This window comes from Ruegeria sp. AF7 (genome assembly GCF_056541885.1).
In genome coordinates, this window is sequence record NZ_JBQFYX010000001.1 from 342,755 (window position 1) to 360,739 (window position 17,985).

The 17,985-nt window shown below is 58.5% G+C and carries 21 protein-coding genes; 9 read left to right on the forward strand and 12 right to left on the reverse strand.

What is annotated here, in order from left to right; all coding sequences use genetic code 11:
- The first annotated feature begins 77 nt into the window (after positions 1 to 77).
- From ACR0AP_RS01755 to ACR0AP_RS01775, 5 genes are all read left to right on the forward strand, one after another.
- A complete protein-coding gene (locus ACR0AP_RS01755; protein ID WP_480504913.1) occupies positions 78 to 1,127 on the forward strand; it encodes a methyltransferase domain-containing protein in 1,050 nt (349 codons plus the stop codon).
- Positions 1,128 to 1,234: 107 nt separating this feature from the next.
- The gene (locus ACR0AP_RS01760; RefSeq protein WP_245222490.1) at positions 1,235 to 2,302 is read left to right on the forward strand and encodes an ABC transporter ATP-binding protein; all 1,068 of its coding nucleotides are present in this window, start codon (positions 1,235 to 1,237) and stop codon (positions 2,300 to 2,302) included.
- Between the two features lie 114 nt (positions 2,303 to 2,416).
- Positions 2,417 to 3,199, forward strand: coding sequence for a 5'/3'-nucleotidase SurE (gene surE, locus ACR0AP_RS01765; RefSeq protein ID WP_267364192.1), 783 nt, complete (start codon positions 2,417 to 2,419; stop codon positions 3,197 to 3,199).
- On the forward strand, positions 3,196 to 3,846 hold the full coding sequence (locus tag ACR0AP_RS01770) for a protein-L-isoaspartate(D-aspartate) O-methyltransferase (protein ID WP_209503723.1): 651 nt from the start codon (positions 3,196 to 3,198) through the stop codon (positions 3,844 to 3,846). The genes surE and ACR0AP_RS01770 overlap by 4 nt, the downstream gene beginning before the upstream one ends.
- Positions 3,847 to 3,908: 62 nt before the next feature.
- Positions 3,909 to 5,081 carry a peptidoglycan DD-metalloendopeptidase family protein gene (locus ACR0AP_RS01775; RefSeq protein ID WP_480504915.1) on the forward strand — a complete coding sequence of 391 codons (1,173 nt, stop codon included), beginning with the start codon at positions 3,909 to 3,911 and terminating at the stop codon, positions 5,079 to 5,081.
- A 62-nt stretch (positions 5,082 to 5,143) separates the two neighbouring features.
- Here the strand turns inward: ACR0AP_RS01775 and ACR0AP_RS01780 are convergent, their stop codons facing one another.
- Positions 5,144 to 5,815 (reverse strand): helix-turn-helix transcriptional regulator, encoded by a 672-nt coding sequence (locus tag ACR0AP_RS01780; RefSeq protein ID WP_267364189.1) that lies wholly within the window; start codon positions 5,813 to 5,815, stop codon positions 5,144 to 5,146.
- Positions 5,816 to 5,836: 21 nt separating this feature from the next.
- A complete protein-coding gene (locus tag ACR0AP_RS01785) occupies positions 5,837 to 6,142 on the reverse strand; it encodes a hypothetical protein (protein WP_267364188.1) in 306 nt (101 codons plus the stop codon).
- Positions 6,143 to 6,364: 222 nt separating this feature from the next.
- Between ACR0AP_RS01785 and ACR0AP_RS01790 the strand changes: the two genes are divergently transcribed.
- From ACR0AP_RS01790 to ACR0AP_RS01805, 4 genes are all read left to right on the forward strand, one after another.
- Positions 6,365 to 6,580, forward strand: a complete 216-nt coding sequence (locus ACR0AP_RS01790) for a twin-arginine translocase TatA/TatE family subunit (protein WP_209503727.1) — start codon at positions 6,365 to 6,367, stop codon at positions 6,578 to 6,580.
- Between the two features lie 6 nt (positions 6,581 to 6,586).
- The gene (gene tatB, locus ACR0AP_RS01795; RefSeq protein ID WP_209503728.1) at positions 6,587 to 7,045 is read left to right on the forward strand and encodes a Sec-independent protein translocase protein TatB; all 459 of its coding nucleotides are present in this window, start codon (positions 6,587 to 6,589) and stop codon (positions 7,043 to 7,045) included.
- Positions 7,042 to 7,920 carry a twin-arginine translocase subunit TatC gene (gene tatC, locus ACR0AP_RS01800; protein WP_480504917.1) on the forward strand — a complete coding sequence of 293 codons (879 nt, stop codon included), beginning with the start codon at positions 7,042 to 7,044 and terminating at the stop codon, positions 7,918 to 7,920. The genes tatB and tatC overlap by 4 nt, the downstream gene beginning before the upstream one ends.
- A 117-nt stretch (positions 7,921 to 8,037) precedes the next feature.
- Positions 8,038 to 8,880: an ATP-binding protein gene (locus ACR0AP_RS01805; protein ID WP_480504919.1), complete on the forward strand. Its 843-nt coding sequence runs from the start codon at positions 8,038 to 8,040 to the stop codon at positions 8,878 to 8,880.
- Between the two features lie 60 nt (positions 8,881 to 8,940).
- Here the strand turns inward: ACR0AP_RS01805 and ACR0AP_RS01810 are convergent, their stop codons facing one another.
- The 10 genes from ACR0AP_RS01810 to alr all read right to left on the reverse strand — a co-directional run bounded on the left by ACR0AP_RS01810 (position 8,941) and on the right by alr (position 17,886).
- Complete coding sequence (locus tag ACR0AP_RS01810) at positions 8,941 to 9,585, reverse strand: SDR family NAD(P)-dependent oxidoreductase (protein WP_480504920.1); 645 nt, start codon at positions 9,583 to 9,585, stop codon at positions 8,941 to 8,943.
- Between the two features lie 42 nt (positions 9,586 to 9,627).
- Complete coding sequence (locus ACR0AP_RS01815; protein WP_209503732.1) at positions 9,628 to 9,876, reverse strand: hypothetical protein; 249 nt, start codon at positions 9,874 to 9,876, stop codon at positions 9,628 to 9,630.
- 298 nt (positions 9,877 to 10,174) lie between these two features.
- Positions 10,175 to 11,698, reverse strand: a complete 1,524-nt coding sequence (gene purF / locus ACR0AP_RS01820) for an amidophosphoribosyltransferase (protein ID WP_480480629.1) — start codon at positions 11,696 to 11,698, stop codon at positions 10,175 to 10,177.
- Positions 11,699 to 12,351: 653 nt separating this feature from the next.
- Positions 12,352 to 12,945: a CvpA family protein gene (locus ACR0AP_RS01825; protein WP_267364181.1), complete on the reverse strand. Its 594-nt coding sequence runs from the start codon at positions 12,943 to 12,945 to the stop codon at positions 12,352 to 12,354.
- Positions 12,946 to 12,984: 39 nt separating this feature from the next.
- The gene (radA, locus tag ACR0AP_RS01830; protein WP_480480631.1) at positions 12,985 to 14,346 is read right to left on the reverse strand and encodes a DNA repair protein RadA; all 1,362 of its coding nucleotides are present in this window, start codon (positions 14,344 to 14,346) and stop codon (positions 12,985 to 12,987) included.
- A gap of 67 nt (positions 14,347 to 14,413) precedes the next feature.
- Positions 14,414 to 14,863 carry a paraquat-inducible protein A gene (locus ACR0AP_RS01835; RefSeq protein WP_480504922.1) on the reverse strand — a complete coding sequence of 150 codons (450 nt, stop codon included), beginning with the start codon at positions 14,861 to 14,863 and terminating at the stop codon, positions 14,414 to 14,416.
- Between the two features lie 89 nt (positions 14,864 to 14,952).
- Entirely contained in the window at positions 14,953 to 15,312 is a 360-nt protein-coding gene (locus ACR0AP_RS01840; RefSeq protein ID WP_480504924.1) for a hypothetical protein, read from the reverse strand.
- Positions 15,313 to 15,329: 17 nt separating this feature from the next.
- A complete protein-coding gene (locus tag ACR0AP_RS01845) occupies positions 15,330 to 16,076 on the reverse strand; it encodes an ABC transporter ATP-binding protein (RefSeq protein ID WP_480504927.1) in 747 nt (248 codons plus the stop codon).
- Positions 16,073 to 16,855: an MlaE family ABC transporter permease gene (locus ACR0AP_RS01850; RefSeq protein ID WP_480504929.1), complete on the reverse strand. Its 783-nt coding sequence runs from the start codon at positions 16,853 to 16,855 to the stop codon at positions 16,073 to 16,075. The genes ACR0AP_RS01845 and ACR0AP_RS01850 overlap by 4 nt, the downstream gene beginning before the upstream one ends.
- Complete coding sequence (alr, locus tag ACR0AP_RS01855; RefSeq protein ID WP_480504931.1) at positions 16,852 to 17,886, reverse strand: alanine racemase; 1,035 nt, start codon at positions 17,884 to 17,886, stop codon at positions 16,852 to 16,854. The genes ACR0AP_RS01850 and alr overlap by 4 nt, the downstream gene beginning before the upstream one ends.
- Between the last annotated feature and the right edge of the window lie 99 nt (positions 17,887 to 17,985).

Genomic DNA, 17,985 nt, shown 5'->3' on the forward strand with positions numbered 1-17,985 from the left:
AAAAACGCCTTCGCCGGATTGCGAACTCCCGGCGCTTGCATTAGCTCGGACATGACCATTTGCGAGGGAAAAGCGCGATGAAACATGAATCGGTGCAGAACTATTACGGTGAAGTCCTGCAAAGCAGTGCTGACTTGCAGACCAATGCGTGCTGCACGCCCGACGACATGCCCGGTCATGTCAAAAAGATCCTTTCAAAGATTCATGACGACGTTCTGACTCGCTACTATGGCTGCGGTCTGATTGCCCCACTTGATCTGGAAGGCATGTCGATCCTCGATCTGGGGTGTGGGGCCGGGCGGGATGTATATGCCTTGTCCGCCATGGTCGGCGAGACGGGCCGGGTGGTGGGGGTCGACATGACGTCCGAACAATTGGACGTCGCCCGCGCGCATCAGGAGTATCACGCCCAAGCATTTGGATATGCCCGCAGCAATGTGGAGTTCCATCACGGCTATATCGAAAAACTGGATGAGCTTGATCTGGAACCCGGATCGTTCGATATCATCGTCTCGAACTGCGTGATCAACCTGGCCACGGATAAGAATGCGGTTCTGCGCGGCGCGCATCGGTTGTTGAAAAAGGGCGGAGAGATGTATTTCTCGGATGTCTATGCAGACCGCCGTATTCCGCAGACGATGGCCGAAGACGAAGTTCTTTATGGCGAGTGCCTGTCCGGCGCGCTTTATTGGAATGATTTCCTGTCAATGGCTCGAACGGCCGGTTTCGGCGACCCGCGCCGCGTGACGCACCGTCCACTGACGATCGAAAATCCCGTACTGGAAGAGCGTGTTGCGCCATTGAAGTTCCTGTCCGCGACATACCGTCTGTTCAAGCTGCCAGCACTGGAACCGGCCTGTGAGGATTATGGGCAAGCCGTGATCTACAAGGGGACCGTGCCGAGTGCACCGCATGAATTTGTTCTGGATGACCACCACGTTATCGAAGCTGGCAAGGTGTTTCCGGTTTGCGGCAACACCTGGATGATGCTGAAAGACACGCGATTTGCCCGTCACTTTGACTTTTTCGGCGATTTTTCGACCCATTATGGCATTTTCGAAGGCTGTGGTGGCGAAAGCCCGTTTGAGGCCACGGGTGCATCTGTCGCTTCTGGCGAGTGTTGCTGATCCCTTGCGCCTGAGGGGCGGGGTTGCTATCCCCGCTCAAGCCCGATTGATTTGATCGGGAAAGGCAACGGGGTCCATCGGTGACAGGTAACGCAATTCCGCCGCGTCTGGAAATTCGCAACATTATCCGTCGGTTTGAAGGCCGGGTTGTTGTGGATGATGTTTCGCTGACCGTTCAGGCAGGCAAGGTGACCTGTCTTCTAGGGCCGTCGGGCTGCGGGAAATCCACCACGTTGCGCATGATCGCCGGGGTCGAGATGCAGGACTCGGGTGAGATTTACGTTGATGGTAAGCTGATCTGCGACACCGTGTTCCGGGTGCCTCCGGAACGGCGCGAGATCGGTCTGATGTTTCAGGACTTTGCGCTGTTCCCGCATCTGAGCGTGGCCAATAACGTGGCCTTCGGCCTGAAGGGCAGCAAGGACGAAAAACGCGTCCGGGTCGAGGAGTTGTTGCGCAAAGTCGACCTGATGCGGTTTATCGACGGTTTCCCGCATCAACTATCGGGTGGCGAGCAACAACGCGTTGCGTTGGCGCGTGCGCTGGCGCCGCGCCCACGCATCATGCTGATGGACGAGCCGTTTTCCGGCCTCGACAACCGTTTACGTGATGGTATCCGTGACGAAACGCTGGCCATTCTAAAGGAAGAAGATGCCGCCGTACTGTTGGTCACGCACGAGCCGGAAGAAGCGATGCGCATGGCCGACGAGATCGCCCTGATGCGGCGTGGCAAGATAGTGCAACAGGGCGCGCCCTATAACGTCTATACGCGTCCCGCAGACAAGGCAGCGGTAGCTTTTTTCAGTGATGTCAATGTTTTACGGGCACAAGTGAATGGTGCATTGGCGGATACGCCCTTTGGTCAGTTCCTGGCACCGGGCATTCCGAATGGTACGGATGTCGAGATCGTTTTTCGCCCTCAGCACATCAAGCTGGACTTTGACCGCAACGGCAAGGGGCCACTGCCGACGCCGACAGATGGTGTCGCGGCCCGTGGTGTCGTTGAACGTGCGCGATTTCTGGGCAATGAGAGTCTGGTAGAGTTCCGCATGGACTACGATGGTTCGATCCTAAAGGCGACGGTTCCGAACGTGTTTGTCCCCAACCCGGGCCGGGTCATGTGGCTGACCATCCGCCGCGACAGATGTTTCGTTTTTCCCGAGACCAGGCGCTGATCCTTCGTTTTCCGCCCAAGTGGTGCGCGAAATCCTCAGATTGCGGGGCCACGTCGCTTGCCGCAACGCAGGCCCGGGTCTATCAAGAGCCAAACGCGGGGGTAAATCGGGCACATGCGAATTCTTCTGACCAATGACGACGGGATCAATGCGCCGGGCTTGATCACGCTTGAGGCGATTGCGGCCGAGCTGGCCGGACCGGATGGAGAGGTCTGGGTGGTCGCGCCCGCGTTTGAACAGTCCGGGGTCGGGCATTGCATCAGCTATACCCACCCGATGATGGTCGCCAAGCTGGGAGAGCGGCGCTTCGCAGCCGAAGGATCGCCTGCCGATTGTGTATTGGCAGGGCTTCACGATGTCATGTTGGATACCCCTCCCGATCTGGTTCTGTCCGGCGTGAACAGGGGTAATAACTCGGCCGAAAACACGTTGTATTCCGGTACGATCGGCGGCGCGATGGAAGCGGCATTGCAGGGCGTCCCAGCGATTGCCCTGTCGCAATACTTTGGCCCTCGCAACCTGGGCCTTGACGACCCGTTTGAGGCAGCCGCCCGGTATGGTGCAGATCTGGTGCGCCGGATTCTGGACGCAACTCCGGCAGAACAGGGTGATTACCGGCTGTTCTACAATGTGAATTTCCCACCGGTTCCGGCAGACGATGTTCTGGGCACGCGGATTGCGGCGCAGGGGTTTCGGCGCGATACGCGTTTTTCGGTCGAACCGCACAGTTCGCCTTCGGGGCGGCGGTTCCTGTGGATCAAGGGCGGCTATCAGCACAATCCGACCGCACCCGGAACGGATGCGGCTGTTAATCTGGAAGGCTATATCTCGGTCACGCCGATGCGCGCTGACCTGACTGCACATGACATGCTGGAGGCATTGAAGGCGGTCGAATGAGCGGACTGGACCCTGAAACTGTAATGCAATTCCTGTTTGCCCTGCGCAAACGGGGGGTCACGGATGCGCGCGTGTTGGCTGCGATGGAGCAGGTGGACCGCGGTCGCTTTGTCACCGGCCTGTTCGCAGGGCGCGCTTACGAGGACATGCCGCTGCCGATTTCCTGCGGTCAGACGATCAGTCAACCCTCGGTCGTTGGTCTGATGACGCAGGCCCTGAACGTGAGGCCCCGGGACACGGTGCTCGAGATTGGGACAGGTTCGGGTTATCAGGCAGCTATCCTGTCCAAACTGGCCCGCCGGGTCTACACAGTGGAACGCCACAGGCGGTTGGTGAGCGAAACAAGCAAGCTGTTTGCCGACCTGGGCCTGACGAATATCACTTCGATGTTGTCGGATGGGTCATTTGGCCTGCCGGAACAAGCCCCTTTTGACCGGATCATTGTCACAGCCGCGGCTGAGGATCCTCCGGGCCCGCTCTTGGCGCAGCTGAAAATCGGGGGTATTATGGTTTTACCCGTGGGCCAGTCGGACGCGGTGCAGCAGTTGATCAAAGTGACGCGCACCGAAGATGGTCTGGACTATGACGAATTAACGTCTGTCCGTTTCGTGCCCCTTCTGGAGGGGCTAGGGAAGGACGAGGCGTGATAGGCTTAAAGAATTGGTCGCCGGAACTCCGGGTAACAGGGGCAGGCGTTGAGGACAGAATTATGAGAGCAGTATCCAAATCAGCAATGCGCCGCTGTGCGACCGGGGTGGCCGCTCTGGCCATTCTGGCCGGGTGCGAGGGGCCTCTGGATTATGACCTTCGCGGGCAGATCGGTGGCTTTTCGACCACCAATGCAGCGCAATCCGCGACGGCATCCCGCCCGACACCGGACAACCGGGGTGTCATTACCTATCCGAACTACCAGGTGGTCGTGGCGCGCCGCGGCGATACGGTGCGGGACGTGGCCGCGCGGGTTGGCCTGCCCGAGGGCGAGCTTTCGCGTTTCAACGGCCTTCAGACGACGGACACGCTAAGAGAGGGTGAGGTTCTTGCACTGCCACGCACTGTTGGTGCTGGCAGCGGTGTGGACATCGCGTCGGTTGCCGGGTCTGCAATTGATCAGGTGCCGTCGTCGGGTTCGGTTCAGACCACAACACTGGAACCCGCGAAACCGGCACCAATACCCGCGCCGGTGTCAGCTGGGCCGGAGCCGGTCAGGCACAAGGTCAAGCGGGGTGAGACGGCCTATACAATCTCCCGCCTCTACCAGGTGCCGGTTGAATCTCTGGCGGAATGGAACGGGCTGGGATCTGATTTTACCGTGCGTGAAGGTCAGTACTTGTTGATTCCGGTCAAGAACCAGTCAGCGCCCCGGCAAAATGCGGCTAGTGCCGCGCCCGTTCCCGCCACGGAAGTGACGGAACCGGGGCAGGGTTCTCCGACGCCGACGCCACCCAGCGCTACGCAGCCCTTGCCGGACGAAAAAGTTGCGCCTTTGGCCGAGGCCCCCGACGTGACCGCCGAAGCGCCAACCAATACGCGCACTTCCGCGCTGTCCCTGCCGGTTGGCGGCACTATCATTCGCGGCTATGACAAGGGCAAGAATGAGGGCATCGACATCGCTGCCGCGCCGGGTACGTCGGTCACAGCAGCCGAGGCTGGTACTGTCGCGGCGATCACAGCGGACGCGGATCAGGTGCCGATCATTGTGGTCAAGCACAACAACGATCTTCTGACTGTCTATGCAAATGTCGACAAGATCACCGTCAAGAAAGGCGATAAGGTACGCCGTGGTCAGAAGCTGGCTCAACTGCGGGGCGGCGACAATGCCTATGTGCATTTCGAAGTCCGCAAAGGATTCGAGTCCGTAGACCCGGAACCTTATCTGAAGTGAGACTAGATGGCCCGTACCGGGCCATGCCTTCGGCGAGAGTATTTCTGAAAAGATGAAGCCTGTCAGACGTACGGGTCATAGTCGCTCAGGCGCTTTCCAGGTTCGTCGGCGAAGATCTCCGGAAGGGGTGAAACAGCTTCGATCAGGTCGATTCGAAAAACACGAAATCCGTTGCGCAGCTCACACCAGGCGGTAAGGGTCCAGACCCTCCCCCAGTATTCCATATGGAGCGGGCGGATGGTGCGTTCAGTCAAAACGCCGTCGATGCGGCGATAAGACAGGTGAAGTTTCTGACGTGATTTGATGGCTGCGCGGATCGGTGCCATATGGGCAAGGCCCCTTGCGGCATCGGCAAACGGGTAGACCGCGAATTTCCAGCTGTCCGCCTCGGCCACGACCTGCGTTGGCAAAACAGCGTCGATCTTGTCGGCAAGCGATTGTGCGGCAGCCTTCAGGTCAGTATCCGCGGCCTCAGCCACGATGGCCATGCCAAGATTCAGCGCCTCAAGCTCGGCTGTGGTCAGGTTCAACGGGGGCAGGGTGATCTGCTCGCGCACCATGTAGCCGACACCGCGCTCTCCCTCGACTGGAACGCCCGAAGCAACAAGCGTATCCATGTCGCGATAGATGGTGCGGACCGACACCTCAAGCCGGTCCGCAATGTCCTGCGCGCGGTGCAGTTTGCCATCGCGCAGGATCTGGATGATATCGAACAGGCGGTCAGTGCGGCGCATGACACGCCGTTCTGACTGCGTTTAGGCAGTCATGTTCCATAGGACTTTCTCGTGACGCATCTGGATACTATCGGGATTGATGACCGCCATCATGCCTGCCGCACATTCCTGTTGCGGAAACTGCGCAGCGGCGTCCTCTGCCGCTTTCAAATCGGTCCAGACAACATAATCGGTCCAGCGACCATCTTCGCCCTGGCTAAGCTGCCGATGGGCGAAGCCCGGCGCGCTGCGCACAAAGGCCTCAGAGGCCTGACTGAGTTTCACGAACTCTTCCGGTGTGGTGCCATTGGCCAGGGTGAAGGTGACGATTTCAGCAACGTGGGTCATTTAAATCTCCATTGACCTTGTTTCGATGCCAAATCCCTAACGGATAGCAACTGACATAAACCTGTCAGTTGAAAATTGCGACCCTTTAGATTCCTCGCGTTTTCCAAAATTTTTACCCGCAACCCGTAGCAGATGCCTTTTGAGACCAGCGATCGAGGCGTAAAGACTGAGTCAGTTGATGTTCCCGGCGCGCAAACGTGCCGACGAAATAGGAGAGAAGACATGCTCAACAATATCGGCCTTCCTGGCCTGCTGCTGATCGCCGTTGTGGTTCTGGTTCTGTTCGGGCGCGGCAAGATCAGTTCGCTGATGGGCGAAGTTGGCAAAGGCATTACCGCGTTCAAGAAGGGTGTCAAGGACGGTTCGGAAGAGCTGGAAAAGGACGCTTCTGAGCTGGCCAAGGACGTCACACCTGAAACCGAGAAAGACAAGGCGTAAGCGCGGATGTTTGATCTGGGCTGGACCGAGCTTCTGGTCATCGGCATCGTTGCCCTGATCGTTGTGGGGCCAAAGGACCTGCCGGTGCTGTTCCGCAATGTCGGACGTTTTGTCGGCAAGGCGCGTGGAATGGCGCGCGAATTCAGCAGCGCCATGAACGAGGCTGCCGATCAGGCCGGTGTGAATGAGATCAAGAAAGGTCTCAACGCTGCCGTGAATCCAGTGGGATCGGCCATGGACGGTGTCAAGCAAGCCGCGCAGGAGATGGCGAAAAGCATCGATCCTACAAAGTTCGACCCTGAAAGCGAAACGGGTAAACTGGCGGCCGAGCGGGCCGAGCAGGCCAAAAAGGTTCAGGCGTCAGCCGCCCGTGCCACCGCCGAGCGCAAGGCCAAAGAAGCAGCCGATGCGCTGGCCAAGGCAGAAGAGGCCGAAGCCGCGCTGAACACTGAAAGCAAGACATGAGCAATACCGACGAGATTGACGATTCTTCGGCCCCGTTGATTGAACATCTGGCCGAACTGCGCACACGGTTGATCCACTGTGTCGTGGCGTTTCTGATCGGTATGATCATCTGTTTTTCAGTGGCCAAACCGATCTTTAACTTTCTGACAACCCCTTTGTGTGAGGCTCTTGCTGTACGCGGGCAGGATTGCGGGTTGATATTTATCGCCTTGCAAGAGGGCTTTTTCGTTTACATCAAGGTTTCTCTGCTGGGTGGGTTCGTATTGGCGTTTCCCTATATTGGGATGCAGATGTGGCGGTTCGTTGCGCCGGGCCTCTACAAGTCCGAGAAAAACGCGTTCCTGCCTTTCATGCTGGCTTCACCCTTCATGTTCTTGTTGGGGGCGAGCTTTGCGTTCTATGTCGTCACGCCGCTGGCTTATGATTTTTTCCTAGGGTTCCAACAGTTTGGAACAGAGGGAGAGGCGGTTGTCGATGCTGCAACTGCTGCGCCACATACCGTGGTGTTCCAGGGCTCAGCCCAGGAATATCTGAACCTGACGATCAAGTTCATTGTGGCCTTTGGATTATGTTTCCAACTGCCGGTTCTCCTGACCCTCATGGGTAAGGCAGGACTGGTCAGTGCCGAGGGGCTGGGCGCTGTTCGGAAATATGCGGTAGTTGGCATTCTGGTTCTGGCCGCAATTGTCACACCACCGGATGTCATCACACAGATCATTCTGTTTGTGGTGGTCTACGGCCTATACGAGATTTCGATCTTCCTGGTCGCGCGGGTGGAAAAGAAACGCGAGGACCAGTTGCGCGCTGACGGTTATTACGATGATGAGCCGGAAGCGGATGATGACCTGATGCAGGAATTCGACGACGACAAGTAAGTCTGCCGATGAAAACAAATGGGCGCGCCATCCAAAGGCGCGCCTTTTTTGTTTGAAACTCTTGTTGTGCCAATTGGAACGTGCTTTGACCCCCTCAAGACAAAACCGGAGGCCCACATGGATGACCAAGCCCTGAACCGTATCGCCGAGGCGTTGGAACGCATGGCACCGGCTCCTTTGGCGGCGCCTGATTTCGCCGCTGCTCCGGCTTTTGTGTGGCATGTCGAACCGGATCGACTGGAACCTGTTGCGCATGTCAACCGGGTCGATCTGGACCTCTTGGTCGGCATCAATCGCTCTCGCGACACGTTGTTGGACAACACGCGCCGGTTTGCAGCGGGGTACAAGGCAAATAACGCGCTACTCTGGGGGGCGCGGGGGATGGGAAAGTCCAGCCTTGTGAAGGCCGTGCACGGCTCTCTGAGCGTTGAGTACGCCAACCTTAAGCTGGTCGAACTGCAGCGCGAGGATATGGGCACGGTCGCGCGGCTGCTGAACCATCTGCGCGCCGCGCCCTACAGGTTTATACTGTTTTGCGATGACCTGTCGTTCAGCCACGATGACCAGCACTATAAATCCCTCAAGGCTGTTCTGGACGGTGGTATTGAAGGCAGGCCAGAGAATGTGGTCTTCTATGCCACTTCAAACCGCCGTCATCTGATGCCGCGGGATATGATCGAAAACGAGCGCTCCAGCGCGATCAATCCTTCCGAGGCGGTCGAAGAAAAAGTCTCGCTGTCGGATCGCTTCGGCTTGTGGCTTGGGTTCCATCCCTGCGATCAGGACGAGTATCTGGCGATGATCGACCGCTATTGCGCCTTCTATGGCGTTTCAGTTGATGCAGAAACCCTGCGCGCCGAGGCAATTGAGTGGCAAGCAACGCGCGGGTCGCGCTCTGGCCGTGTCGCCTGGCAATTCTTCGTCGATCTGGCCGGGCGCAACGGCGTTCATATCACCTGATCCCGGCTTCACCTGGCTGTAAATATCCCCGCCAGAGGCATGGCCCGTCAGGGCCATTTCCTAAAGCAGCGCCAGAATCCGCGCGGCTTCATCCTTGGTGCTGTTCAACACGCTCCGGTCTTCCCCGGGATGAAACCGTGCGCGGACGGCCGTGGGCATTGGCGCGGGCTCGACAACCGAAACCCGCGGGCCGGTGCGTTCGGTCTCGACGGCCCAGCTGCGGGCCAGAGCCATCTGCGCGGCCTTGGTGGCACCGTAGATGCCATAAAACTTCTCGCCAGCTTTCGGATCGTCAAAAAACACCGCATGGCCACTCTCGCCCAGAAGGGGTGAGACATAGGGGATTAGAACCGAGGTCGCGTTTGCATTTGTGTTGATCGCCTTGGCCCATTCCTTGGGGTCAACAAAATGCACCGGTGTCAGTGCTGATGTGTGGATGGCTGTGTGCATCCACAGGTCGACCTTACCCCAACGGTCATGGATGCCACGACACAGGGTCGCCATGGCGTTTGGATCGGTGATGTCCATGGGGGCCAAGGTGGCTGACCCGCCCCTGGCCTTGATACGGTCGTCCAACTCTTCCAGCCCGCCGGTGGTCCGGGCGACGGCGACGATATGGTATTCAGGTGCCAGCGCTTCGGCCAGCGCAGCGCCCAACCCGCGAGAGGCCCCGGTGATAAGGGCGATTCTTGTCTGATCGGTCATGGCTGCGGTTTGAACCCCCGCGCGAGGGGCGTCAAGTCGCGATTAGCTGCCGGGAATGGCGATCCGCTTGGTCTGGCCGCTTTGTCGCAGCATGATGCCCTGTTCGTCGATTGCTATCACCGTACCCGAGGCGACGCGGCTTCCGGGTTCAACCTCTTTCACGCGGCCCGATGACAGGCGTACCAAGGCGTGCAGTTCGGTTTTGGGCCCGAACACCCCCAGAACAGAAACAGAGTTCTTGTTTAACGCGCCCTGCTGTGTGGCCGCGCTTTTGACATTGGTGTTTGACATGGTCCGTGGCCCGGCATGAGTTCCGAACCCCTTATTTCGAGTGAGTGGTTGCCGCCCGATACCAAAACGATCAGGTAAGCAAAAGACCTTCACATACTCCACGATTCACGACGTAGCGACCTTTTTGTTAGTCCCTGTGATCGTGCAAGAATCGCCGCCGGGTTGTGGCAGATTTCCACTCATCGGTGGAACAGTATAGATGCGAGCCACCCTGAACAGGGTTGTCCTATCTGCATGCCGAACGGTTTGATTCGCGGTCTGAACAGAAGCTGGACGTGCACTCGGTGGGCGGAGTCATTCAGCCTGAGGCGAGTTTAGCCGCATTCCACGACCCGCCCGGAACCTGCATATCCGCGCGTTTCTGGCTGACACGGCTGCTGTTTTCCAGACTGTCCAGGTAATCCGCGCTAACGCTGCCTGTAATGTAATTGCCATCAAAGCAGGAACAATCAAATCCCTGGATGTCCGGGTTGCCTTCCTGGGCCGCCCAGATCAGGTCCTCCAGATGCTGATAGAACAGTGCATCAGCGCCCAGCTCTTCACGGATCTCTTCGATCTCTTTGCCATTTGCGATCAGCTCGGCCTTGGTCGGCATGTCTATGCCATAGACGTTGGGGTATTTGACCGGCGGCGAGGCGCTGGCCACATAAACCTTCTTGGCCCCGGCGTCGCGGCACATCTGAACGATCTTTTTGATGGTGTTGCCGCGCACGATGGAATCGTCGATCAACAGAACGCTGTGGCCTTCGAATTCCAGCGGAACGGCGTTCAGCTTGCGGCGGACGGATTTCTGTCGCTCGGCCTGACCCGGCATGATGAAGGTACGCCCGACATAGCGGTTCTTCACCAACCCCTCGCGATAGGGGATGCCGGTGATTTTCGCCGCTTCCAGTGCCACGGGGCGGGCGCTGTCGGGTACGGGAATGATCCGGTCGATTTCCAGGCCCGAGTCCTGAATTTGTTTCGCCAGCGTCTGTCCCATGCGCATCTGGGTTTTATAAACCGAGACACCGTCCAGCAGTGAATCCGGACGTGCCAGATACACATACTCGAAGATACAGGGCGTCAGCTTGCCTTCGACCGCCTGAAACTCGTGCATGTTGCCTTTCAGGTCGATCAGGATGGCCTCGCCCGGGCGCAGATCGCGCAGCTTTTCAAAACTGTTGATGCCAAAGGCTACGTCTTCCGAAGCAAAGGCATAATCGTCCCCCTGACCGTCGACATTGCGTTTTGCGACCGAAAGGGGCCGAATGCCAAATGGGTCGCGGAACGCCAACATGCCAACACCTGCCACCAGACAAATGACTGAATAGGCGCCCTGAACCCGCTCCATCGTCATCTTCACACCGGCAAAGATGTTTCGGATCGGGTCCGAATTGCCGTTCACCTTGATGGCGTCAGCCACTTTGTCGGCCAGCACGTTCAGCAGGATTTCCGAATCCGATGTGGTGCGCAGGTGGCGGCTGTATTTCCCGGTCACTTTCTCGCGCTGTTCCGCTGTGTTGGTGATGTTGCCGTTGTGAACAAGATAGATACCGTAGGGTGCGTTCACGAAGAAAGGTTGCGCTTCAGCCGCGCTGAGTGATCCGGCCGTGGGATAACGAACATGCCCCATGCCGACATGGCCCAAAAGGGTTTCAGCATCCTGGGCGTTGAACACGTCCTTGACCAGACCATTGGCTTTCTTTTCCCGGAAGAATTCGCCGTTGTAAGTCACGATCCCCGAGGCATCCTGACCCCGGTGCTGCAACATCAGCAGCCCGTCATAGATCTCAGCAAAGACATCATGTGTCCGGCTTGCGATTCCTAAAATCCCACACATTCAAGGGGCTCCAACTTCTATGACGATTTCATTCGAGGATTGGCCGCAGTTCGGCACCGGATTTTCTGCATCTTCAGCGCGGAACTGTTCGCTACACAGGAACAAGACGCCGTTAGGGCGACCATCACTGCGATCAGCGCGCATTCATACAGAAAGGACAAGATCGGTGGCTCCGATTCCGTGGCGGGTTGGCCCCCACATAATGCCTAATGGCGTGGCTGTCATCAAAGGATCACAATAGCCAAATGCCGCAGGCCAAGTTTGCGTTTGTCGACGTAGAAAAACGAAGATGGTGACATGCGCAAACATATGTGCTGTCATGCATTTGATTGCATACATTAACTGCTAAAACTCAGCACCTCGGGGGGACCTGAATGTGGCAGCATAAACCTCCTCACAAGAACCAGGAACGGATCAGGCAGCGGTGCCATCGGTGCCGAGGATTGGGGCGCGCGTCGTGCCAGATCTGTAACGGAGCGGGTGAGATAGCCAAAAGCAGAGATATCTTTGGAAAACCGATTTTCAGTCGATGCGACGGGTGCTTTGGCTTGAAGACAATCCGCTGCACCGTGTGCGGTGGCGAGGGGTTTGTCTGATCTGCAACAAAAAAGCCCGGCAGCGCCGGGCTTTCATGAATTGGTGATCTGCCTCTATCAGCCGTTGGAAGGTGCAGTTGTTGCCGGTTCAGCGTTTCCTGCCGTGCAACTGGCGACCAGCTGTTCATACTGAGTCGTAACCCACCCCAGAGCTGCCTCGGGGTTTTGTTCCTCAATCTGGCCGCTGAACTGTTCAAACACCTTGGCCGACCGGCTTTCATCAACAATTGTGTAAGACTGGCCGGTCATGACGGTGTCGTAAACGAAGAATGCGATCGCAACCAGAAGAATGCCACGAGCGATGCCGAAGAACAGCCCCAGAGCCTGATCCAGACCGCCAAGGGCCGAGCGCTGGACCAGTGATGAAAACAGCGGTGTGAAGATACTGACCACGATCAGCGCCACCGCAAAGACCGCTGCAAACCCGGTGATCACGGACAGTTCGCAACTGTCACGCAGGAAATCTCCGACGACCGGGATTTCCTTGACCAGAGGTACAGCCTGCGGGGCGAAGATGAACGCCAGAACGGCCGCCGCAACCCAACCCGCGATGGCCAGAACTTCGCGCATGAACCCACGCGAGTAGGCCAGCAAGCCTGACAGCACGATGATCAGGGCAACCACCCCGTCGATTATTGTAAAACCTTCCATGGCCCTCGCCTGTTCTTTTCTGCCCCTCAAGGCGCGACTTTAACCTGCTCCGAAGGTTTCGCCAACAAACCCCACCAAATCTGAGGGTCGGGTGAGTGTCAGACCTGCCACAGTACCGGTTTTGCCACCTGCCGGAGCTATTGCCGCTGTGAAACCAAGTTTTTGTGCTTCTTTCAACCTGTTTTCTGTCTGCGGAGCCGGTCTAAGTGCCCCGGATAGCGAGATTTCCCCGAAAACGACGGTGTCTGAGGGCAGGGCTGTGTCCTCGCGCGCGCTGAGCAGTGCAGCAGCCACGGCCAGATCGGCGGCGGGTTCACTGACTTTCAACCCGCCGGCCACGTTCAGATAGACGTCGAGACCGGCAAAGGGAATGCCGCAACGCGCTTCGAGCACGGCAAGGATCATCGCCAGCCGCCCGCTGTCCCACCCCACCACTGTCCGGCGTGGTTGTGAATGGGGGGACGGGGCGACAAGGGCCTGCAATTCGACCAGAACGGGCCGTGTGCCCTCAATCCCGGCAAAGACGGCAGAGCCAGGGCTGGGCGTACCACGTTCCGACAGGAACAAGGCCGAGGGGTTGGTGACCTGCGACAGCCCTTTGCCTGTCATCTCGAACACGCCAATTTCGTCGGCGGGACCAAAGCGGTTCTTGACCGCCCGCAGGATACGAAACTGGTGGCCGCGCTCGCCCTCGAAATACAGCACCGTATCGACCATGTGTTCGACAACACGGGGGCCTGCGATCTGGCCTTCCTTGGTGACGTGTCCGACCATGATGATCGACACGCCGTGCCGTTTCGCAAAGGCGGTCAGTTCATGAGCAGCCGCCCGGACTTGCGACACGGACCCCGGCGCGCTGTCGACATTGTCGGCCCACATGGTCTGGATCGAGTCGATGATCGCCAGACCGGGTTTCTCGGCTTCAAGCGTGGTAAGAATGTCGCGCAGGTTGGTTTCGGCAGCAAGTTGCACCGGCGCATTTTCCAGCCCAAGGCGGCGCGCCCGCATGCGAACCTGCGCACTGGCTTCTTCACCCGAGACATAGATTGTCTTGACGCCAGCACGGGCAAAGCGGGCGGCCGCTTGCAGCAGCAGGGTGGATTTACCGATACCGGGGTCGCCGCCCACCAACAGGGCAGATGCGGGAACAAGCCCGCCGCCAAGCACCCGGTCCAGCTCTTCCACGCCGCAGAGCGTGCGGGGTGGTGGCGTTTCCTCGGTCGACAGGTCGGTGAGCGTCATCGACCGCCCGCGTTTCGAACCCAGCGATTTCTTGGCTGGGCCTGCCGACAGAGGTACGTCCTGGATGATCGAGTTCCACTCGCCGCATCCGTCGCAGCGGCCCGACCAGCGGGAATGGGATGCGCCGCAGGCGGAGCAGGAGAAGGTTGGTTTTGCCATGACGTCTTGGTGCCCGAGGACGGGCGGTTCTTCAAGCCCTTGCAGGGCTTTCCTCTTCGTCAGCGCCCTATGTCCGGGCGTTGGTTTTGCAGTGGCGTTCGGTGAGAATGCCCAAAGCGATGGAGGCAAGGATGCAGGCCGTGAACAGGTAGAGACCCCATGCGGTCTCAACAGTGGCGTAAGAGATGCCTTTGGCCAGCGTGATGTATAGCGCGATCAGGAATATGTCGGCCATCGCCAGCTTGCCGAGGATGTTGAGCGCAGGCTGCACACGGGCATCCAGCAGGTTCCACTGTATCAGGGCGGTGCCAATGGTTTTGATGTAGGGCGCGAAGAGGGCAAAGATGGTGACGATCAGCGCGAGGAAGACGTCGGATTTCCACAAGGACTGGAGGCCGGTTATGACGCTGATTTCGCTGAGGCCGAAAATAGGCAGCAGGCCTGCGCGCATCAGTGGGGCGAACCACGCGATGGGGTAGAGGATCAGGAGGGAGAGGGTGGCGAGGCGGAGGGTCATGTGACACAGATAGATGGGATTGTTTGCCCCTAGCAAGTGGGTTACCCAAACAGTCCTTTCCGACGGAGTTCGTGGCATAATCGCTGTAATCAGAGTCCGAGAATTCGTTTGAAAAAATAGAAAGCATAAACCGCCAACGAAACGAACCAAATTGCCAAAGCGATATTTGATCGAACTTGCGCTGACTTTTCTTTGCGAAAAGCGATCAAGTCAAACCCGCAATTCAGGTATGCGCCCAGTGTTAATACTGCCGATATTCTTGATGCCCAGATGTATTGACCGGGCGTGTTTGCAATCCACAGCGTCACCGCAAACAAAATTATCGGAAACATAGCGGAAAACAAGAGCTTTAGGAAATCGCGTTCTCGTCCGCGCTCAAAGCGCAGGTCAATTATGGCCAGTAAATAGAGCCCAAGAAACACTAGCGGAGTAAAGAGCAGGAGGATCATTGTCTCGTTAACAAACTCTAACGCACCGCCTCAATCGGCCCCTCAGCGCTGCCGCTGATGAACTGCTCCATATACGGATCGCCCGAGGCATCCATCTGAGCCACAGGCCCGGTCCACTGGATCACCCCGCCATGCAGCATCGCCACGTTGTCGGCAATCGCACGGACCGAGCTCATGTCGTGGGTGATGGTCATGGCCGTTGCGCCCATCTCGGTCACAATCTCGCGGATCAGGTCGTTGATGACGCCGGACATGATCGGGTCCAAGCCGGTGGTGGGTTCGTCAAAAAAGATGATCTCGGGCTCGGCGGCGATGGCGCGGGCGAGGCCGACGCGTTTTTGCATGCCGCCGGACAATTCGGCGGGCAGGCGGTCGGCCACGTCGGGTTTCAAGCCCACGCGGCGCAGTTTTTCGATGGCAATCTCTCGCGCCTCATCCACCGGGCGTTTTAGTGAGCCGCGTAGCAGGCGGAAGGCGACGTTTTGCCAGACGGGCAAGGAGTCAAAGAGCGCGGCGCCCTGAAACAGCATGCCGAACCGGGCCAGAAACGCATCGCGGTCGCCCTTGGTGGCGTCTTTACCGTCCACATAGATCATACCGCTGTCGGGTTGGATCAGGCCCAGAATACATTTCAGCGCCACCGACTTACCGGTGCCCGAGCCGCCGATGATGACCATCGAGGTGCCCTTGGGAATCTCAAGGTTCATACCCTGTAGGACGCGGTTGTCGCCAAAGGCTTTTGTTACGTTCTCCATCCGGATCATAGCGAGAAGAACACCCCTGTGAGTACGAAATTGGCGGCCAGGATCAGGACGGCGGCGGCCTCGACCGAGCCTTTGGTAGCTCGACCCACACCTTGCGCGCCGCGGCCCGAGGACATGCCGTAGTAGCAGCCCATGATAGCCGCGATCACGCCAAAGGCCGCGCCCTTAACCAGAGACGATACAATGTCGCGCATCTCGAGGAAATCGACGGTGTTTTTCAGATAGGCCGCCGGGTTGAAGCCCAGGTTCTGCGTGGCGACAGTGTACCCGCCCGCAATCCCGATAACGTCGCCCACCGCGACCAGCGCAGGTACGGTGATCAGGGCGGCCAGCACACGCGGAGCAGTAAGATACTTCATCGGGTGGGTCGACAGCGTGACCAGAGCGTCGATTTGCTCGGTCACTTTCATCGTGGCGATCTCGGCCGCGATGGACGAGGTCACGCGCGCGGCGATCATCAGGCCGACCAGCACCGGGCCAAGCTCTCGCACCATGCCGATGGCGACAATCTGGGGCACGACGGCTTCGGCGTTGAACCGCGCACCGCCCGCATAGATTTGCAAGGCCAGCGCGCCGCCGGTGAAAATGGCGGTCAGGCCGACGACGGGCAGGGACAGCCAGCCGATATTCAGCAGGGCCATCCCGAATTCGCGCGGATAGAAGGGTGGGCGCAGGATGTGCGACACTGCATCAAGCGCGAACAGGGCCACCCGGCCAAAGGCCGCAAGCAGGCCCAGCACGGTGCGGCCCAGCCCCCCCAGCGCGCTGATTGGGTTCATTCCACGTAGCCCCGCGAATAGCGATTGCCCATTGATGTCAGGATTTCATAGCCAATTGTACCAGCAGCCTCGGCCAGATCATCAACGGTTTGATGACCGTTGAGAATGCGCAAGCGCTCCGGGTCTTTCGGCAGGTCCGTGACGTCCACGGTGATCAGGTCCATTGAGATACGTCCAACAACCGGGCACGGTTGGTCGCCCGCAAATGTGTCGATGCCGCCGCCAATAGCGCGATGCAGGCCGTCTGCATAGCCGGCAGCAACGGTGGCGATCCGGGACGGCCGTCGCGCCACCCAGGTGTTTCCATAACCCACGGTCTCGCCCACGGCCAACTTGCGTACCTGGATGACAGGAAGGTCTACGGTTACGACAGGCTTTGCACCGACAAAGGGCATTCCGCCATAAAGACCGATACCCGGGCGGCAGAAATCGAAATGAAACTCAGGCCCCAAAAGCATCCCGCCCGTCGCTGCCAGGGAGCGCGGCGCAGCGACCCCATCAGTCATCTCGCGGAAGGTTTTCAGTTGTTGCTGGTTCATCGGGTGGTCCGGCTCGTCCGAGCAGGCCAGATGAGACATGATGAGCGCCGGGTTCAAGGCTTCGGCCTTGGAACGCAACTCAGCCCAGTCAGCAGGTTCAAGACCAAGCCGGTTCATACCGCTGTCCAGTTGGATACCAAACGGGTGGTCGGGCAGGGCCTCTGTGTGGCGTTGAAACTGCTCTGGCGAGTTGATCAGCGGTATCAGGTCGTTGCCGCGCAGTAGATCGGCATCGCCGTCCATATGTCCCGAAAAAACGAAAATCATCGGGCCGGGGCCAACTGCCTCGCGAACGGTTGTGCCTTCTTCTGCGGCAGCCACGAAAAACTTGCGAACGCCTTCTTCTGCCAAAATGTCGCTGACAGGTCCTGCGCCCAGCCCATAGGCATCTGCCTTGACCACGGCACCGGTTTCGACCCCGGTTTTCGCGTCGAGTGCCCGCCAGTTTCTGGCGAGGGCCTGAAGATTGATCGTTAAACGTGCAGTACTCATGGGACTGTTCATGACATTGCGCCGTCCAAGGTCAAGAGGGAAAGGGCTTTTTCCGCGACAGATTACGCCCATCAAACGACAGGTACGGCGGAAAACACC

Excerpts from the sequence above, each read along its gene's own strand:
- ACR0AP_RS01755 (WP_480504913.1), top strand. The coding sequence starts at position 78 with ATGAAACATGAATCGGTGCAGAACTATTACGGTGAAGTCCTGCAAAGC.
- surE (WP_267364192.1), top strand. The coding sequence starts at position 2,417 with ATGCGAATTCTTCTGACCAATGACGACGGGATCAATGCGCCGGGCTTG.
- ACR0AP_RS01770 (WP_209503723.1), top strand. The coding sequence starts at position 3,196 with ATGAGCGGACTGGACCCTGAAACTGTAATGCAATTCCTGTTTGCCCTG.
- ACR0AP_RS01775 (WP_480504915.1), top strand. The coding sequence starts at position 3,909 with ATGAGAGCAGTATCCAAATCAGCAATGCGCCGCTGTGCGACCGGGGTG.
- ACR0AP_RS01780 (WP_267364189.1), bottom strand. The coding sequence starts at position 5,815 with ATGCGCCGCACTGACCGCCTGTTCGATATCATCCAGATCCTGCGCGAT.
- ACR0AP_RS01785 (WP_267364188.1), bottom strand. The coding sequence starts at position 6,142 with ATGACCCACGTTGCTGAAATCGTCACCTTCACCCTGGCCAATGGCACC.
- ACR0AP_RS01790 (WP_209503727.1), top strand. The coding sequence starts at position 6,365 with ATGCTCAACAATATCGGCCTTCCTGGCCTGCTGCTGATCGCCGTTGTG.
- tatB (WP_209503728.1), top strand. The coding sequence starts at position 6,587 with ATGTTTGATCTGGGCTGGACCGAGCTTCTGGTCATCGGCATCGTTGCC.
- tatC (WP_480504917.1), top strand. The coding sequence starts at position 7,042 with ATGAGCAATACCGACGAGATTGACGATTCTTCGGCCCCGTTGATTGAA.
- ACR0AP_RS01805 (WP_480504919.1), top strand. The coding sequence starts at position 8,038 with ATGGATGACCAAGCCCTGAACCGTATCGCCGAGGCGTTGGAACGCATG.
- ACR0AP_RS01810 (WP_480504920.1), bottom strand. The coding sequence starts at position 9,585 with ATGACCGATCAGACAAGAATCGCCCTTATCACCGGGGCCTCTCGCGGG.
- ACR0AP_RS01815 (WP_209503732.1), bottom strand. The coding sequence starts at position 9,876 with ATGTCAAACACCAATGTCAAAAGCGCGGCCACACAGCAGGGCGCGTTA.
- purF (WP_480480629.1), bottom strand. The coding sequence starts at position 11,698 with ATGTGTGGGATTTTAGGAATCGCAAGCCGGACACATGATGTCTTTGCT.
- ACR0AP_RS01825 (WP_267364181.1), bottom strand. The coding sequence starts at position 12,945 with ATGGAAGGTTTTACAATAATCGACGGGGTGGTTGCCCTGATCATCGTG.
- radA (WP_480480631.1), bottom strand. The coding sequence starts at position 14,346 with ATGGCAAAACCAACCTTCTCCTGCTCCGCCTGCGGCGCATCCCATTCC.
- ACR0AP_RS01835 (WP_480504922.1), bottom strand. The coding sequence starts at position 14,863 with ATGACCCTCCGCCTCGCCACCCTCTCCCTCCTGATCCTCTACCCCATC.
- ACR0AP_RS01840 (WP_480504924.1), bottom strand. The coding sequence starts at position 15,312 with ATGATCCTCCTGCTCTTTACTCCGCTAGTGTTTCTTGGGCTCTATTTA.
- ACR0AP_RS01845 (WP_480504927.1), bottom strand. The coding sequence starts at position 16,076 with ATGATCCGGATGGAGAACGTAACAAAAGCCTTTGGCGACAACCGCGTC.
- ACR0AP_RS01850 (WP_480504929.1), bottom strand. The coding sequence starts at position 16,855 with ATGAACCCAATCAGCGCGCTGGGGGGGCTGGGCCGCACCGTGCTGGGC.
- alr (WP_480504931.1), bottom strand. The coding sequence starts at position 17,886 with ATGAGTACTGCACGTTTAACGATCAATCTTCAGGCCCTCGCCAGAAAC.